At 73.2% G+C, this 13620-nt stretch carries 15 protein-coding genes; 7 read left to right on the top strand and 8 right to left on the bottom strand.

From position 1 onward, the window contains the following. Positions 1-33: 33 nt before the first annotated feature. The 5 genes from ACZ4TV_RS00760 to ACZ4TV_RS00740 all read left to right on the top strand — a co-directional run bounded on the left by ACZ4TV_RS00760 (position 34) and on the right by ACZ4TV_RS00740 (position 6135). Entirely contained in the window at positions 34-540 is a 507-nt protein-coding gene (locus ACZ4TV_RS00760; RefSeq protein ID WP_468129238.1) for a hypothetical protein, read from the top strand. Positions 541-586: 46 nt separating this feature from the next. Further along, positions 587-1813, top strand: a complete 1227-nt coding sequence (locus tag ACZ4TV_RS00755; protein ID WP_468129236.1) for an arginine deiminase — start codon at positions 587-589, stop codon at positions 1811-1813. Between the two features lie 93 nt (positions 1814-1906). Then, entirely contained in the window at positions 1907-2926 is a 1020-nt protein-coding gene (argF, locus tag ACZ4TV_RS00750; RefSeq protein ID WP_468129234.1) for an ornithine carbamoyltransferase, read from the top strand. A gap of 125 nt (positions 2927-3051) precedes the next feature. Beyond that, the gene (locus tag ACZ4TV_RS00745; RefSeq protein ID WP_468129232.1) at positions 3052-3879 is read left to right on the top strand and encodes an enoyl-CoA hydratase family protein; all 828 of its coding nucleotides are present in this window, start codon (positions 3052-3054) and stop codon (positions 3877-3879) included. 3 nt (positions 3880-3882) lie between these two features. Continuing rightward, entirely contained in the window at positions 3883-6135 is a 2253-nt protein-coding gene (locus ACZ4TV_RS00740; protein ID WP_468129230.1) for a bifunctional salicylyl-CoA 5-hydroxylase/oxidoreductase, read from the top strand. A gap of 8 nt (positions 6136-6143) precedes the next feature. Here ACZ4TV_RS00740 and ACZ4TV_RS00735 read toward each other — a convergent pair whose 3' ends face one another. The 4 genes from ACZ4TV_RS00735 to ACZ4TV_RS00720 form a co-directional block, all read right to left on the bottom strand. Further along, on the bottom strand, positions 6144-6524 hold the full coding sequence (locus ACZ4TV_RS00735) for a hypothetical protein (protein ID WP_468129228.1): 381 nt from the start codon (positions 6522-6524) through the stop codon (positions 6144-6146). A gap of 67 nt (positions 6525-6591) precedes the next feature. After that, complete coding sequence (locus ACZ4TV_RS00730) at positions 6592-7431, bottom strand: GNAT family N-acetyltransferase (RefSeq protein ID WP_468129226.1); 840 nt, start codon at positions 7429-7431, stop codon at positions 6592-6594. Between the two features lie 65 nt (positions 7432-7496). Continuing rightward, positions 7497-8297 (bottom strand): PaaX family transcriptional regulator, encoded by an 801-nt coding sequence (locus ACZ4TV_RS00725; protein ID WP_468129224.1) that lies wholly within the window; start codon positions 8295-8297, stop codon positions 7497-7499. Positions 8298-8436: 139 nt separating this feature from the next. Further along, positions 8437-10092 carry an AMP-binding protein gene (locus ACZ4TV_RS00720; RefSeq protein WP_468129222.1) on the bottom strand — a complete coding sequence of 552 codons (1656 nt, stop codon included), beginning with the start codon at positions 10090-10092 and terminating at the stop codon, positions 8437-8439. 148 nt (positions 10093-10240) lie between these two features. Here ACZ4TV_RS00720 and ACZ4TV_RS00715 point away from each other — a divergent pair, with 148 nt between their 5' ends. Together ACZ4TV_RS00715 and ACZ4TV_RS00710 are read left to right on the top strand one after the other, a co-directional pair. Then, complete coding sequence (locus tag ACZ4TV_RS00715; RefSeq protein ID WP_468129220.1) at positions 10241-11398, top strand: acyl-CoA dehydrogenase family protein; 1158 nt, start codon at positions 10241-10243, stop codon at positions 11396-11398. Continuing rightward, on the top strand, positions 11395-11793 hold the full coding sequence (locus ACZ4TV_RS00710) for a RidA family protein (RefSeq protein ID WP_468129218.1): 399 nt from the start codon (positions 11395-11397) through the stop codon (positions 11791-11793). The genes ACZ4TV_RS00715 and ACZ4TV_RS00710 overlap by 4 nt, the downstream gene beginning before the upstream one ends. Positions 11794-12338: 545 nt before the next feature. Here ACZ4TV_RS00710 and ACZ4TV_RS00705 read toward each other — a convergent pair. Genes ACZ4TV_RS00705 through ACZ4TV_RS00690 form a run of 4 tightly spaced genes read right to left on the bottom strand, consistent with a single transcriptional unit; the run spans position 12339 to position 13534 of the window. After that, positions 12339-12650 (bottom strand): hypothetical protein, encoded by a 312-nt coding sequence (locus ACZ4TV_RS00705; RefSeq protein ID WP_468129216.1) that lies wholly within the window; start codon positions 12648-12650, stop codon positions 12339-12341. Beyond that, positions 12647-13108 carry a glycine-rich domain-containing protein gene (locus ACZ4TV_RS00700; protein WP_468129214.1) on the bottom strand — a complete coding sequence of 154 codons (462 nt, stop codon included), beginning with the start codon at positions 13106-13108 and terminating at the stop codon, positions 12647-12649. The genes ACZ4TV_RS00705 and ACZ4TV_RS00700 overlap by 4 nt, the downstream gene beginning before the upstream one ends. A 55-nt stretch (positions 13109-13163) precedes the next feature. Continuing rightward, a complete protein-coding gene (locus ACZ4TV_RS00695; RefSeq protein WP_468129212.1) occupies positions 13164-13316 on the bottom strand; it encodes a hypothetical protein in 153 nt (50 codons plus the stop codon). After that, positions 13313-13534, bottom strand: coding sequence for a hypothetical protein (locus ACZ4TV_RS00690; RefSeq protein ID WP_468129210.1), 222 nt, complete (start codon positions 13532-13534; stop codon positions 13313-13315). The genes ACZ4TV_RS00695 and ACZ4TV_RS00690 overlap by 4 nt, the downstream gene beginning before the upstream one ends. Positions 13535-13620 lie beyond the last annotated feature (86 nt).

Raw genomic sequence — 13620 nt, 5'->3', positions numbered from 1 at the left:
CGACCCTGGAAGGACGGAACGTCACCTATGAAGATGACCGCGCGCGGAAGCATTGCGGCGCTCATGACCTGTATGGCGGCGGTCGGCGCGGCCACCCCGGCCGTGGCCGACTCGGTGCCGGTCGGTGTCCCGCTGGACGCCCTCGAGACCACGCTGGGCCTGGACGCGCCGCGCGTGGCCACCGGGGTGCCGGTGCCGCTCGTGGGAGCGCCCGAGGCGCCCCGCTTCCACAAGGGGGACATGCTCCCGACCCCACTGCTCCCGGTGGTCCCGATCGGCACCACGCTCGGCAAGACGCTCGTCACCTCGCCGGTGCCGAACCTGCTGGGCATGCCGGAGACGGACGGCGAGGGCACCGTGGACGCCCCGGCCACCACCATGCGCGCCCGGACCCCGGGTGCGATCGTCGGCCTGCCGCTGACGATGCCGGACGGTTCCAACTTCGGACTGCCGAACCTGACCAGGCCCAGGCTGGGCCTGACCGCCCCGGAGCTCGTCGGGGCCCCGACGGCGCTTCTCGGCCTCGGTACTCCGCGCTGAGCGGAGGCCACCTCAAAGAGCCGCCCGGTCTGGGAACGTGTATGGCATGGGATTCCATGTCGACTCCGAGACCGGGCGGCTTCGCCGCGTCATCCTCCACCGGCCCGACCTGGAGCTGAAGCGGCTCACGCCGAGCAACAAGGACGCGCTCCTCTTCGACGACGTGTTGTGGGTGCGCCGGGCCCGCCAGGAGCACGACGGCTTCGCGGACGTGCTGCGGGACCGGGGCGTGGACGTCCACCTCTTCGGGGACCTGCTGCGCGAGGCCCTCGACATCCCGGAGGCGCGACACCTCGTACTGGACCGGGTGTTCGACGAGAAGGAGTACGGGCCGCTCGCCACCGATCACCTGCGGTCGGCCTTCGACGGGATGACCTCGGCCGAGCTGGCGGAGGCGCTGGTCGGCGGGATGACCAAGCGGGAGTTCCTGGAGCGGCACGCCGAGCCCGTGTCCGTGCGCTTCCACGCCCTGGAGCTGGACGGCTTCCTGCTGGGGCCGCTGCCCAACCACCTCTTCACCCGGGACACCTCCGCCTGGATCTACGACGGGGTGTCGATCAACGCGATGCGCTGGCCGGCCCGGCAGCGCGAGACCGTCCACTTCGAGGCGATCTACAAGCACCACCCGCTCTTCACCAGCTCCGGCGCCTTCCACTACTGGTCGCAGGGACAGGTGGACTACCCCTCCACCATCGAGGGCGGGGACGTGCTCGTCATCGGCAACGGCGCCGTGCTGATCGGGATGAGCGAGCGGACCACGCCGCAGGCGGTGGAGATGCTGGCGCGGGGCCTGTTCGCCGCGGGTTCGGCGAACTCCATCGTGGCGCTCGACATGCCGAAGCGGCGCGCCTTCATGCATTTGGACACGGTGATGACCATGGTCGACGGAGATACGTTCACTCAGTACGCGGGGCTCGGGATGCTGCCCTCCTACACGATCGAGCCCGGCGACGGACCGCAGGAGCTGAAGGTGACCGACCACCCGGCGGAGCACATGCACCGCGCCGTCGCGGCGGCGCTCGGTCTGGACTCGATCCGGGTCCTGACCGCGACGCAGGACGTGCACTCAGCGGAGCGCGAGCAGTGGGACGACGGATGCAACGTGCTGGCCGTGGAGCCGGGGGTGGTGGTCGCGTACGAGCGGAACGTGACGACCAACACGCACCTGCGCAAGCAGGGCATCGAGGTGATCGAGATCCCGGGCAGCGAGCTGGGGCGGGGACGGGGCGGACCGCGCTGCATGAGCTGCCCGGTCGAGCGCGATCCGGTCTGAGACGGGGCGGCCCAGGGGGAGGCCCCGTATATCAATACGGTGGATCGTATAGACTTCCAACATCCCCTGTCACCGTGACGCTGGAGCGACCCCATGGCCCCCGACCTCAAAGGCCGCAGTTTTCTCAAGGAGCTCGACTTCACGGCCGCCGAGTTCCGCGGCCTGATCGAGCTCGCAGCCGATTTGAAGGCGGCCAAGAAGGCCGGGGTCGAGCAGCACCTGCTGAAGGGCAGGAACATCGCGCTGATCTTCGAGAAGACCTCGACGCGGACCCGCTGCGCCTTCGAGGTCGCCGCCGCGGACCAGGGCGCCCACACCACCTACCTCGACCCCGCAGGCTCGCAGATGGGCCACAAGGAGTCGATCAAGGACACCGCCCGGGTGCTCGGCCGGATGTTCGACGGGATCGAGTACCGGGGTGACAGCCAGGAGGCTGTCGAGGAGCTCGCCGCCCACTCCGGCGTCCCCGTCTTCAACGGTCTGACCGACGACTGGCACCCCACCCAGATGCTGGCCGACGTCCTCACCATGACCGAGCACAGTGCGAAGCCGCTGAACCGGATCACCTTCGCCTATCTCGGGGACGCCCGCTTCAACATGGGCAACTCGTACCTCGTCACCGGCGCCCTGCTCGGGATGGACGTACGGATCGTCGCGCCCAAGGCCTACTGGCCGGCCGAGCCGGTGGTGGCCGAGGCCCGCGCGCTCGCGGCGGAGAGCGGTGCGCGGATCACCCTGACCGAGGAGGTCGCCGAGGGAGTGGACGGGGCGGACTTCGTCGTGACCGACATCTGGGTGTCCATGGGTGAGCCCAAGGAGGTCTGGGACGAGCGGATCGCGGCCCTGTCCCCGTACGCCGTGACCATGGACGTGCTGCGGGCCACCGGGAATCCGGACGTGCGGTTCATGCACTGCCTGCCGGCCTTCCACGACCTCGGCACCAAGGTGGCCCGGGAGATCCACGAGCGGCACGGGCTCGAATCCCTGGAGGTGACGGACGAGGTGTTCGAGTCGGAGCACTCCATCGTCTTCGACGAGGCCGAGAACCGGCTGCACACCATCAAGGCCGTACTCGTCGCCACGCTCGGCAGGCCCGCCCGCGGCGACGCATAGGCATACGCCGACCGGACGGGCGTCGGCCACGGCGGCCGGCGCCGGCGTCGGGGACGCGGGACCGCCCGACCGCACGTGTCGCGCTTCTGTGACGGCAGTCACGATCTGGTGATACCGTCGGTCCTGTGAGCCCCTTCACCGGTTCCACTCCAGCGACCGAACGGTGGCACCACCTCCGGGTCACCCGGCAGGACGGCGTCGCCACCGTCACCTTCGACCGCCCCGAGAAGCTGAACGCGCTCACCTTCGGCGCCTACGCCGACCTGCGCGATCTGCTCGCCGAACTGTCCCGTGAGCGTTCCGTACGCGCCCTCGTGCTGGGCGGCGAGGGGCGCGGCTTCTGCTCCGGCGGGGACGTGGACGAGATCATCGGCGCCACCCTCGCCATGGACACCGCCCAGCTCCTCGACTTCAACCGGATGACCGGCCAGGTGGTGCGGGCGATCCGCGAATGCCCCTTCCCGGTGATCGCCGCCGTGCACGGGGTGGCCGCCGGCGCCGGAGCCGTCCTCGCGCTCGCCGCCGACTTCCGGATCGCCGACCCCAGCGCCCGCTTCGCCTTCCTCTTCACCCGCGTCGGCCTCTCCGGCGGCGACATGGGCGCCGCCTACCTGCTGCCCCGGATCGTCGGCCTCGGCCACGCCACCCGGCTGCTGATGCTCGGAGAGCCCGTACGCGCCCCCGAGGCCGAGCGGATCGGCCTGCTCAGCGAGCTCACCGAGGAGGGCAAGGCCCACGTACGGGCCGCCGAACTCGCCGCGCACCTGGCCGCCGGTCCCGCCCTCGCCTACGCGCAGACCAAGGCGCTGCTCAGCGCCGAGCTCGACATGCCGCTGGCCGCGTCGGTGGAGCTGGACGCCGCCACACAGGCGTTGCTGATGAACGGCCAGGACTACGCGGAGTTCCACGCGGCCTTCAGCGGAAAGCGGCCGCCGGAGTGGAAGGGCAGGTAGCGGATGTCTCCGGGCGCCATGCGGGTCGCCGTCGTCGGAGGAGGACCGGGAGGGCTGTACGCCGCCGCGCTGCTGGCCCGCCAGGGCCACACGGTGGAGGTCTGGGAGCGGGGCGCCCCCGACGACACCTTCGGCTTCGGCGTCGTCCTCTCCGACGAGACCCTCGGCGGCATCGAGCAGGCCGACACCGTCGTCTACGCCGCCCTCAGCGCGGAGTTCGTGCGCTGGGACGACGTGGACATCGTGCACCGGGGCCGGATGCTGACCTCCGGCGGCCACGGCTTCGCCGCCATCGGCCGCCGCCGGCTGCTGGAGATCCTGCACGAGCGCTGCGCTGGGCTCGGCGTCCGGCTCCGCTTCCGCACCGGGGCGGTGGACGCGGCGGCGCTCGCGGCCTCCTACGACCTGGTGGTCGCCGCCGACGGGGTGCACAGCGCGACCCGGGAGGCCGGCGCCGCGCACTACGGGCCGACGCTGACCAGCGGACGGTGCCGCTACATCTGGCTCGCCGCCGACTTCGCCTTCGACGCCTTCCGCTTCGAGATCGCGGAGACCGAGCACGGCGTCATGCAACTGCACGCCTATCCCTATTCGACGGACGCCTCCACCGTGATCGTCGAGATGCGGGACGAGGTGTGGCGGGCGGCCGGCTTCGACCTGTGCGACGAGAGCGAGTCGGCGGCCCGCTGCGCCAAGATCTTCAGCGAGGCCCTGCGGGGGCGGCCGCTGCACGGGAACCGCTCGGCGTGGACGCGCTTCCGCACCGTCGTCAACGAGCGCTGGTCCCACGGGAACGTGGCCCTGCTCGGCGACGCGGCACACACCGCGCACTTCTCCATCGGATCCGGCACCAAGCTGGCGGTGGAGGACGCGCTCGCGCTCGCCGAAGCGGTGGCCGCCGCCGACGGTGACGTACCGGCCGCCCTCACCGCGTACGAGGCGGCGCGCCGCCCGGCGGTCGCCAGCACCCAGCGCGCCGCGGCCGCGAGCCGGCGCTGGTTCGAGGAGCTCGCCGGATACGTCGACCAGCCCGCCCGGCAGTTCGCCTTCAACCTCCTCACCCGCAGCCGCAGGGTCACGCACGAGAACCTGCGGGTGCGCGACGAGCGGTTCACGCGGGCGGTGGAACGGGACTTCGGCTGCCCCGACGAGCGGACGCCGCCGATGTTCACCCCGCTCACCCTGCGCGGGCTGACCCTGCGCAACCGGGTCGTCGTCTCACCGATGGACATGTACTCGGCCGAGGACGGAGTGCCGGGGGACTTCCACCTCGTGCACCTGGGCGCGCGGGCCCTCGGCGGGGCCGGCCTGGTGATGACGGAGATGGTCTGCGTCTGCGCCGAGGGCCGCATCACCCCCGGCTGCGCCGGGCTCTACACCCAGGAACAGGCGGCGGCCTGGCGGCGGATCGCCGACTTCGTCCACACCTCCGCGCCCGGCACCGCGCTCGGCGTCCAGCTCGGGCACGCGGGCCGCAAGGGCTCGACGCGGGTGATGTGGGAGGGCATGGACGACCCCCTCCCGGAGGGCAACTGGCCGCTGGTGGCCGCCTCCGCGCTGCCCTACCGGCCGGGCGTCTCGGCGCTCCCGCGCGCCCTCGCGCAAGAGGACCTGGCCGCGCTCCGCTCCGAGTTCGCGGCCGCCGCCGTCCGCGCCGCCGACTGCGGATTCGACCTCCTCGAACTGCACTGCGCCCACGGCTATCTGCTCTCCGGGTTCCTGTCACCCCTGACCAACCACCGGGACGACGCGTACGGCGGCTCCCTGGAGAACCGCCTGCGCTTCCCGCTGGAAGTCTTCGACGCGGTCCGCGCGGTCTGGCCCGAGGACCGCCCGATGACGGTCCGCCTCTCGGCCACCGACTGGGCGCCCGGCGGCACTTCGCCCGAGGAGGCGGTGGAGATCGCGGCCGCCTTCGCCGCCCACGGCGCGGACGCCATCGACGTCTCCACCGGCCAAGTGGTCGCGGACGAGACCCCCGAGTACGGGCGCTCGTACCAGACCCCGTACGCCGACCGCATCCGCAACGCGCTCGGTGTCCCCGTCATCGCGGTCGGCGCCATCTCCTCCTGGGACGACGTGAACTCCCTGCTGCTGGCCGGCCGCGCCGACCTCTGCGCCCTCGGCCGCCCCCACCTCTACGACCCCCAGTGGACCCTGCACGCGGCCGCCGACCAGTCCTACGAGGGCCCGGCCGCCCCCTGGCCCGCCCCCTACCGCGCGGGCAGCCGCAAACCCCCGACGGGCCGCGGCTGAGCCCCGGTTCAGAGGCCGAACGTGAGGCACTCGTGGCACAGGCAGGGCTTCGGATGCGGCACGCCCGGCCAGGCCTCGAACCGGTGCTCCCAGGCGCGGCGCTCCAGCTCGGCCGCCATGGCGGCCGCGTGCGCGCGGTCCTCGAAGGGCGAGGCCGAGACGAGTGGGACAAGGGCCGGGCTGTGCACCAGGCGCGGCCGGAAACCGTGGAGGTCGCGGGTGGCCACGTACGCCTCGGCGTAGCGGGACGTCCCGCGGGGGCGGCCCGCGACCGTGCAGCGCGTGCGCTCGCCGGTCCAGGCACACATGTACACCTTGGAGCCGCCCGCGAAGCGCTTCGTGCCCGGGCGCTGGCCCTGGCCGCCTTCGCCGTATCGGCGCCACAGCACGACGTTCGCGGCGATCGCCCAGACGGGTTCAGCGGTTCCAGCGGTTCCCGCGGTTCCGGTGCCCCGGTCATGCGGGGACGATCTCGATACGGTCTTCCAGCGGGGTGTAGCCCAGGCGCAGGTAGACGCCGTTGCTGGTCGGGTTCGCCAGGTCCGTGAAGAGGAGGACCTCCGAGGCGCCGGCCGCGTACGCCGCTTCGCTCGCCGCGTGCGTGACCCCGGCGGCGTAGCCGCGGCCGCGGACCGCGGGCGGGGTGTAGACCGGGCCGACGCGGGAGACCGAGCCGATCGGGCGGCTGAAGGCGGCCAGCGAGAGCGGGGTCCCGGCCCGTTCCCAGAGCAGCACGCCGCCGTACGAGATCCGGTCGCGCAGGGCGTCCTCGGAGGCGGCGCCCGGCTCGCCCGCCTCCCGGTTGAAGGCCTCGGTCCACTCCAGCAGCAGCGGCAGGTCCGCCTCGGTGGCCGGCCGGGACCGGCCCGCCGGAGCGGGATCCGGGGCGATCAGCCCGGCCAGCCGGTACAGGCGGACCTCCTCCGCGACCCGGGTGGGCCGCCCCCAGGCCCCGGCCAGTACCTCCGCGTCCGGGCGGCGGGCGATGAACCCCGGGATCGCGGCGAGCAGCGGCTCGGTGGCCAGGGCGGCCGCCAGCGCCCCTACCGCCTCCTCGGGCAGCGCGCCGACGTGCAGCGGGTACGGCGGGGTGCACATCAGGGCCCCGGAAACGGTTCCGTCGGCCCCGGTCCACCAGCCGAAGAGGGGGTCGGCCGGCCCGTAGGCGTGGGGCCCGCGCCGCTCCAGCGCGTCGGCGACGGTCAGCAGGAGGGTGTTCGGTACGGGCTGCGCGGCCACGGCCGGGCCCGCCGTGGCCAGGAATGCCGCCAGGTCGGAAGTGAAGGTCCAGGTCATGGCACATCCTGGCGCGGGCCACGGCCGGTGCGCACCCGGATTTCAGCTGGGGCGACGCCCGGGCGTCACGGTTCCACGAAGGCCGCCCCGGGATCCCGCAGCCGCGCGTGGAGCTCGGCGAAGACGGCCGCGGCCCGGTCGCCCGGCCAGTCCGCCGGGAGCAGTTCGCGCGGCAGGCCCGGGTCGGCGTACGGCAGGCGGCGCCAGCTGTCCAGCGCGAGGAGGTAGCCCCGGTAGGCCTCCTCGGGTGTCGGCTCCTGGCCCGAATGGAGGGCGCGCAGGGCCGGTTCGTGCAGGTCGAGGAATTCCTCGTGCTGTTTGGCCAGGGACGCCAGGTCCCACCAGCGGGCCACCGCCTCGGCGGTCGGGGCGAAGCCCAGGTGGGCGCCGCGGAACAGCTCCACGTACGGGGTCAGGTGCAGCCGCTCCAGCGTGTGCGCCGTCTCCTCGGACAGCCGGGCCGGGGCGATCCACACGCCCGGAGCCACCGCGCCGAAACCCAGCCCGGCCAGCCGGGAGCGCAGCAGGTGCCGCTTGTGCCGCTCCTGCTCCGGGACGGAGAACACCGCCACCAGCCACTCGTCCGTCAGCGGCGGGCTGCCGTAGATGCGCCGGTCGCCGTCGTCCAGCAGCTGCCGCGCCTCGTCGGAGAGCTCGTACCCCGCCGAGCCGTCCGCCGCGCGCGCGGGCAGCAGGAAGCCGCGCCGCTTCAGCCGGGACACCGACGAGCGGACCGACGGGGCGTCCACGCCGACCGCGCCCAGCAGGCGGATCAGCGCGGATACCGGGACCGGTCCCTCGAAGGCCCGCCCGTAGGCGCCGTAGAACGTGACGATCAGGGATCGCGGGGTGTGCTGCTCGGCCACGGGTTCACTGTAGGACCTGTCCGGCCGGTCAGGCCGGGTTCGCGTGCCCTGGTGCGCGCGCTCGCCGCGTTGTCGTCGGTCATCGACGCTCCGCGTCGATTCCCTCCTCCGCCTTGCGATCGCACGCACCAGGCCCCGCTCACTGATCCGGCCTGACCGGCCGGACAGGTCCTCCATCGCGCAGCCGGAAGCGTTGTAGCTTCCCCGTCGCCGTACGGGGGAGCGCGGGGACGAAGACGAAGGAGCGCGGGCACTTGTGCGGGGCCAGCTCCGCCCGCATGAAGGTGCGCAGGACCTCCTCCGTCAGCACCGCACCTTCACGCGTGACGGTGTACGCCACCACGACCTGCCCGCGTCGCTCGTCCGGGCGGCCCACCACCGCCGCCTCCATCACGTCCGGGTGGCGCAGCAGGGCCTCCTCCACCTCCGGGCCCGCGATGTTGTAGCCTGCCGAGATGATCATGTCGTCGGCTCGGGCGACGTAGCGGAAGTAGCCCTCCGCGTCGCGCACGTAGGTGTCACCGGTCAGGTTCCAGCCGCCCTGCACGTAGTCCGCCTGGCGGGGATCGGCCAGGTAGCGGCAGCCCACCGGGCCGCGCACGGCCAGCAGCCCCGGCTCGTCGTCCGGGACGGGGCGGCCGGACCGGTCCACCACCCGGGCCTGCCAGCCCGGGACCACCCGTCCGGTCGTACCGGGCCGGATGTCCTCGTCGGCGGCGGAGATGAAGATGTGCAGCAGCTCGGTCGCCCCGATGCCGTTGATGATCCGCAGCCCGGTGCGCTCGTACCAGGCCTGCCAGGTGGCGGCGGGCAGGTTCTCCCCGGCCGAGACGCAGCGGCGCAGCGCGGACAGGTCGTACGCGCCCACGTCGTACGGGCCCAGGGCGTCCAGCATCGTCCGGTACGCGGTGGGCGCGGTGAACAGCACCGTCACCCGGTGCTCCGCGAGCGCCGGCAGCAGCCGGCGCGGCCCCGCGTCCTCCAGCAGCAGCGCGGACGCGCCGGCCCGCAGCGGGAAGACGACCAGCCCGCCGAGCCCGAAGGTGAACCCGAGCGGCGGGCTGCCCGCGAAGACGTCGTCCGGGCGGGGGCGCAGAACGCCGCGGGAGAAGGTGTCGGCGACGGCGAGCAGGTCGCGGTGGAAGTGCATGCAGCCCTTGGGCCGCCCGGTGGTCCCGGAGGTGAAGGCGATCAGGGCGACGTCGTCCGCGGAGGTCGGGGCGGCCGGGAAGGGCTCCTGGTGTCTTTCGGCCAGCCGGAGCAGATCGTCCCGGGCCCCGCCCCCGTACGCGGTGATCCGCAGCCCCGGCACCTCGGCCTTGACCAGGTCGTCCAGTACGTCCACGTGGCACAGGGCATGCCGCACCCGGGCCATCGCGCACACGGTGGCCAGCTCCTGCGCGCGCTGCTGCGGCAGCACGGTGACCGCCACCGCGCCCGCCTTCATCACCGCGAGCCAGCAGGCGGCGAGCCAGGGGCCGGTGGGCCCGCGCAGGAGCACCCGGTTGCCGGGGACGACGCCGAGGTCGACGGTGAGCGCGTGGGCGAGGCGGTCCACGCGCTCGCGCAGCCCGCCGTACGTCCACACCTCGCCCGCTCCGTCGCGGAAGGCCGGGCGGTCGGCGCCCTCGGGACCGAACCGGGCGATGGTGGCGTCGAGCAGCTCGACCCCGCAGTTCAAGCGGTCCGGATAGGCCAGTTCGGGCAGATCGAAGACGAGCTCCGGCCACGTGTCCACGGGTGGCAGATGGTCGCGGGCGAAGGTGTCGGTGTGAGCGGAAGGCTTGAGGTCCAAGGCGGGTGCGCCCCCCTTGCAGCGGTCCGGAGTGGGGTGGAGCCGGCCGTGCGGTCGTTTCTCCCGGCCGAGGCCGGGAGGCACTCCCAGGAGCGTATCGTGATGGTGACGGCAGTCAACAGGACGCGATAGATGCGGGGACATTCGGATGACCGGATTCGCGCTCGGGGTGGACCAGGAGGAGTGGTGCGGGCAGTTGCGCGCACTGGCGGCCGATCGGCTGAGGCCGCTCGCCGAGAAGGGGGAACCGGGACGGGTCAACCGGCCGCTGCTCGCGGCGCTGGGGGAGCTGGGCCTGCTGGAGCGGGTCTTCGCCTCGGGCGCGCTGGAGCTGTGCCTGCTGCGGGAATCCCTCGCCTACGGCTGTACGGAGGCCGAGACGGCTCTCGCCCTCCAGGGGCTGGGGGCGTACCCGATCCTGCGGGCGGGGAGCGAGGCGCAGCGGGAGCGCTGGCTGCCGCAGGTGCGGGCCGGGCGGGCGGTGGCGGCCTTCGCGCTGAGCGAGCCGGGGGCGGGATCGGACGCGGCGGCGCTGGCGCTGGCGGCCGAGCCCGCCGGAGGCGTCGGGGGAGGGTGGAGGCTCAGCGGGGAGAAGCGCTGGATCTCCAACGCGCCGGAAGCGGATTTCTACACGGTGTTCGCCCGAACGGGTGAGGGGCCTGGGGCCAAGGGGGTCTCGGCCTTCCTGGTCCCGGCGGACCGTCCCGGACTCTCCGGCGCACCGCTGGACATGCTGTCCCCGCACCCCATCGGCTCCCTGTCCTTCGACGGGGTCCCGGTCGCGCCGCGGGACCTGCTCGGCGAGCCCGGGCGCGGCTTTCGCGTCGCGATGGAAACCCTGAACCTCTTCCGGCCGAGCGTCGGCGCGTTCGCGGTGGGCATGGCCCGGGCCGCGCTGGACGCGACGCTCACGTACACGGCGGGCCGGGCCGCCTTCGGCGGGACCCTGAGCGATCTGCAGGCGGTGGCGCACCGGGTGGCCGAGATGGCCACCCGTACGGAGGCGGCCCGGCTGCTGGTGTACGCGGCGGCCGGGGCCTACGACGCGGGATCGGCGGACGTCCCGCGCCGGGCGGCGATGGCGAAACTGCTGGCTACGGAGACGGCCCAGTACGTGGTGGACCACGCGGTCCAGCTGCACGGCGCGGTCGCCCTCCAGCGGGGCCACCTGCTGGAACACCTCTACCGGGAGGTGCGGGCGCCCCGGATCTACGAGGGGGCGAGCGAGGTGCAGCGCACGATCATCGCGAAGGAGCTGTACGGGGCGCTGCCGGGGGCCCTGTACGGGGAGGTGGCCGCGCGATGAGCCTCGACCGGATCAACCCGGCGGAGCTGTCGCCCGCGAGGGGTTTCTCGCACGCGGTCGCGGCGACCGGCTCCCGGCTGGTGTTCCTGGCGGGCCAGACCGCGCTGGACGGCTCGGGCAAGGTGGTGGGGGAGAGCCTGCCGGAGCAGTTCGAGGCGGCCCTGGCCAACCTCCTGGCGGCCCTCGCCGCGGCGGGCGGCGCCCCGGCGGACCTGGCCCGGGTGACGGTGTACGCGGTGGACGTGGCGGCGTACCGGGTGCATGCGGCGGAACTGGGCGGGATCTGGCGGCGGTTGGCGGGGCGCGACTATCCGGCGATGGCCGTCATCGGCGTGGTCCGCCTCTGGGACACCCAGGCCCTGGTGGAACTCGACGGCGTAGCGGTCCTCCCGTAGCCGGTCCTCAAGCGGCCCGCCACCACCGGACCTCCGCCCCAGCCCACGCCTCAATCGCCGCCGAGGCTCAAAGACCGGAGCTCCGCCCCAGCCCCCGCGCCTCAAACGCCGGCGAGGCTGAAAGGCATGCCGGCGGGGCTCCAAGACCGGGGCTCCGGCCCAGACCCCGCGCCTCAATCGTCGGCGAGGCCGAAATTGCCCTGCGGGCAATCCAGCCGCACCTGGCGGACGGCAGCAGCCAAATCCAGCCCCGCCGGCGTTTGAGGCGCGGGGTCTGGGGCGGAGCCCCAGCAGCGGCGCCGCACTTCAAGCCAATGGGCCCAGGCGTTGGCGGCCGCCGACGAGGGCTGTCCAGCGCACGTCGGCAGCTGGGATTCAAGTCGACGTTTCAACTGATGGCTTGGTACGGCCGGTGGCTGGAACGGAACTCAGAGCACGGCTGACGCGCCAGCGTCTCGTGGGCGCCCGCAGGCCTATCGATTGCCGAGCTCGTACGCGAGTAGCCCCGGCCAGCAGGGGGTTCGCTGACCGGGCCAGTAGATGGCCTACACGGGCGGACGGCCGGGGGTCGGTGTGGGCGGCGGAGAAGGCAGCGGCGGGCCGGGGTCGGGCGGCAGTTGCGGTTCTCCGGGGGTGCCGTGCTTACCCATCTTCAGGGTCCTTCCGTTGAGCTTGTAGATGCCGAGCGGGGGGAAGAGGTCGACGCGGGCCGGGTAGCCGGCCTCGGCGCAGGGGATGCACAGCAGGTCCCGTCCGTGGCTGTGCTGCGCTGCCCGGGCGGTCTCGACGGGCTGCTGCCAGCAGGCCTCGCAGGTGGTGACGTCGGTCGAGGTCGCCTTGAACTCGGTGGTGATCACTTCCACAGCTCCGGTTCGACGGTGAAGCCGGCGGCCTCGATGGCGGCCGTCGTGCGGGCCTGCCAGCCGGGGGCGGGCGGCTCGGTGCCGGTGACAGCCGGGTAGTGGTGGACGAACCGGCCGAGGCCGTCGCCGAGGCGCTGGTAGATCTCGGTGTTCTCGATGAGGGCGTGCCAGGCCGCGTCGACGAGGGCCGACGGTACGAGGTCGCTAGCCCCCTGGGCGATCGTGGCGACGAGCTTGAGGGCCTCCGTGACGAGCTCCTCCGCGGTCACCCACCCGATGTCGGGGTGCCGCTGAGCGAGCGTGGCGGTGACGATCACGAAGTCGTCGGCGGGGAGGAGCTCGCGGTCGCCGCGAGAGCCGGGGGCGGCGGTGAGGGTGCCGCCGACGGCCGGGGTCGGGGTGTCTCCCTTTCCGGAGCTGCACGGCGGCGGGGGCGGGTACGGGCTGGACATGGCTTCTCCCTTAAGTCGGAGTGCAGGATCAGCGAGTGCCGACGACGGCGAGTGGTCATGTGATCCCGTGGCGGCCGCCCTTGCGGCAGCCCTCGGCGTGGACCAAGGCGCCGCCCTCGGGCCCGCCGAGCGGCAGCGGCCGAGCACCGCATTCGCACGGCTTAGGCGGCGGCGCGTCCGCCAGCTGGTAGGGGGTCGGCTCAGTCACCGTGCCGCCACGATGTTCGCGACGGCTGTGGTGGTCTCCCGGCCTCCGCAGGCGGGCCGGATGTAGGCGATCTCCGCCCAGCGGTAGCCGCCGCCGTCGGCGACGTTCTCGTGCACGACCGCCATGAGAATGCCCTCGGTGCCGGACGCGATGTCACGGACCGGCTTGTTGAGGAGGGCATGAGGCAGGTGTTCGTCTGCGTCGTGCGGGGTGGCCATGCCGGGTCTCCCTACCGTCGTCAGCGGGTTTCGAGCGGGTCACCTGCGGCTCGCACCGCCTCCACAACCGCTACGCTGAGCAGCCT

This window comes from Streptomyces sp. NPDC028910 (genome assembly GCF_055564955.1).
The sequence above is the reverse complement of the archived record's forward strand: the minus strand, read 5'-3'. Positions and strand labels throughout refer to the sequence as shown.

Coding starts and splice junctions, on each gene's coding strand:
- ACZ4TV_RS00700 (WP_468129214.1), bottom strand. CDS start 13,108: ATGTCCAGCCCGTACCCGCCCCCGCCGCCGTGCAGCTCCGGAAAGGGA.
- argF (WP_468129234.1), top strand. CDS start 1,907: ATGGCCCCCGACCTCAAAGGCCGCAGTTTTCTCAAGGAGCTCGACTTC.
- ACZ4TV_RS00740 (WP_468129230.1), top strand. CDS start 3,883: ATGTCTCCGGGCGCCATGCGGGTCGCCGTCGTCGGAGGAGGACCGGGA.
- ACZ4TV_RS00715 (WP_468129220.1), top strand. CDS start 10,241: ATGACCGGATTCGCGCTCGGGGTGGACCAGGAGGAGTGGTGCGGGCAG.
- ACZ4TV_RS00760 (WP_468129238.1), top strand. CDS start 34: ATGACCGCGCGCGGAAGCATTGCGGCGCTCATGACCTGTATGGCGGCG.
- ACZ4TV_RS00690 (WP_468129210.1), bottom strand. CDS start 13,534: ATGGCCACCCCGCACGACGCAGACGAACACCTGCCTCATGCCCTCCTC.
- ACZ4TV_RS00755 (WP_468129236.1), top strand. CDS start 587: ATGGGATTCCATGTCGACTCCGAGACCGGGCGGCTTCGCCGCGTCATC.
- ACZ4TV_RS00730 (WP_468129226.1), bottom strand. CDS start 7,431: ATGACCTGGACCTTCACTTCCGACCTGGCGGCATTCCTGGCCACGGCG.
- ACZ4TV_RS00710 (WP_468129218.1), top strand. CDS start 11,395: ATGAGCCTCGACCGGATCAACCCGGCGGAGCTGTCGCCCGCGAGGGGT.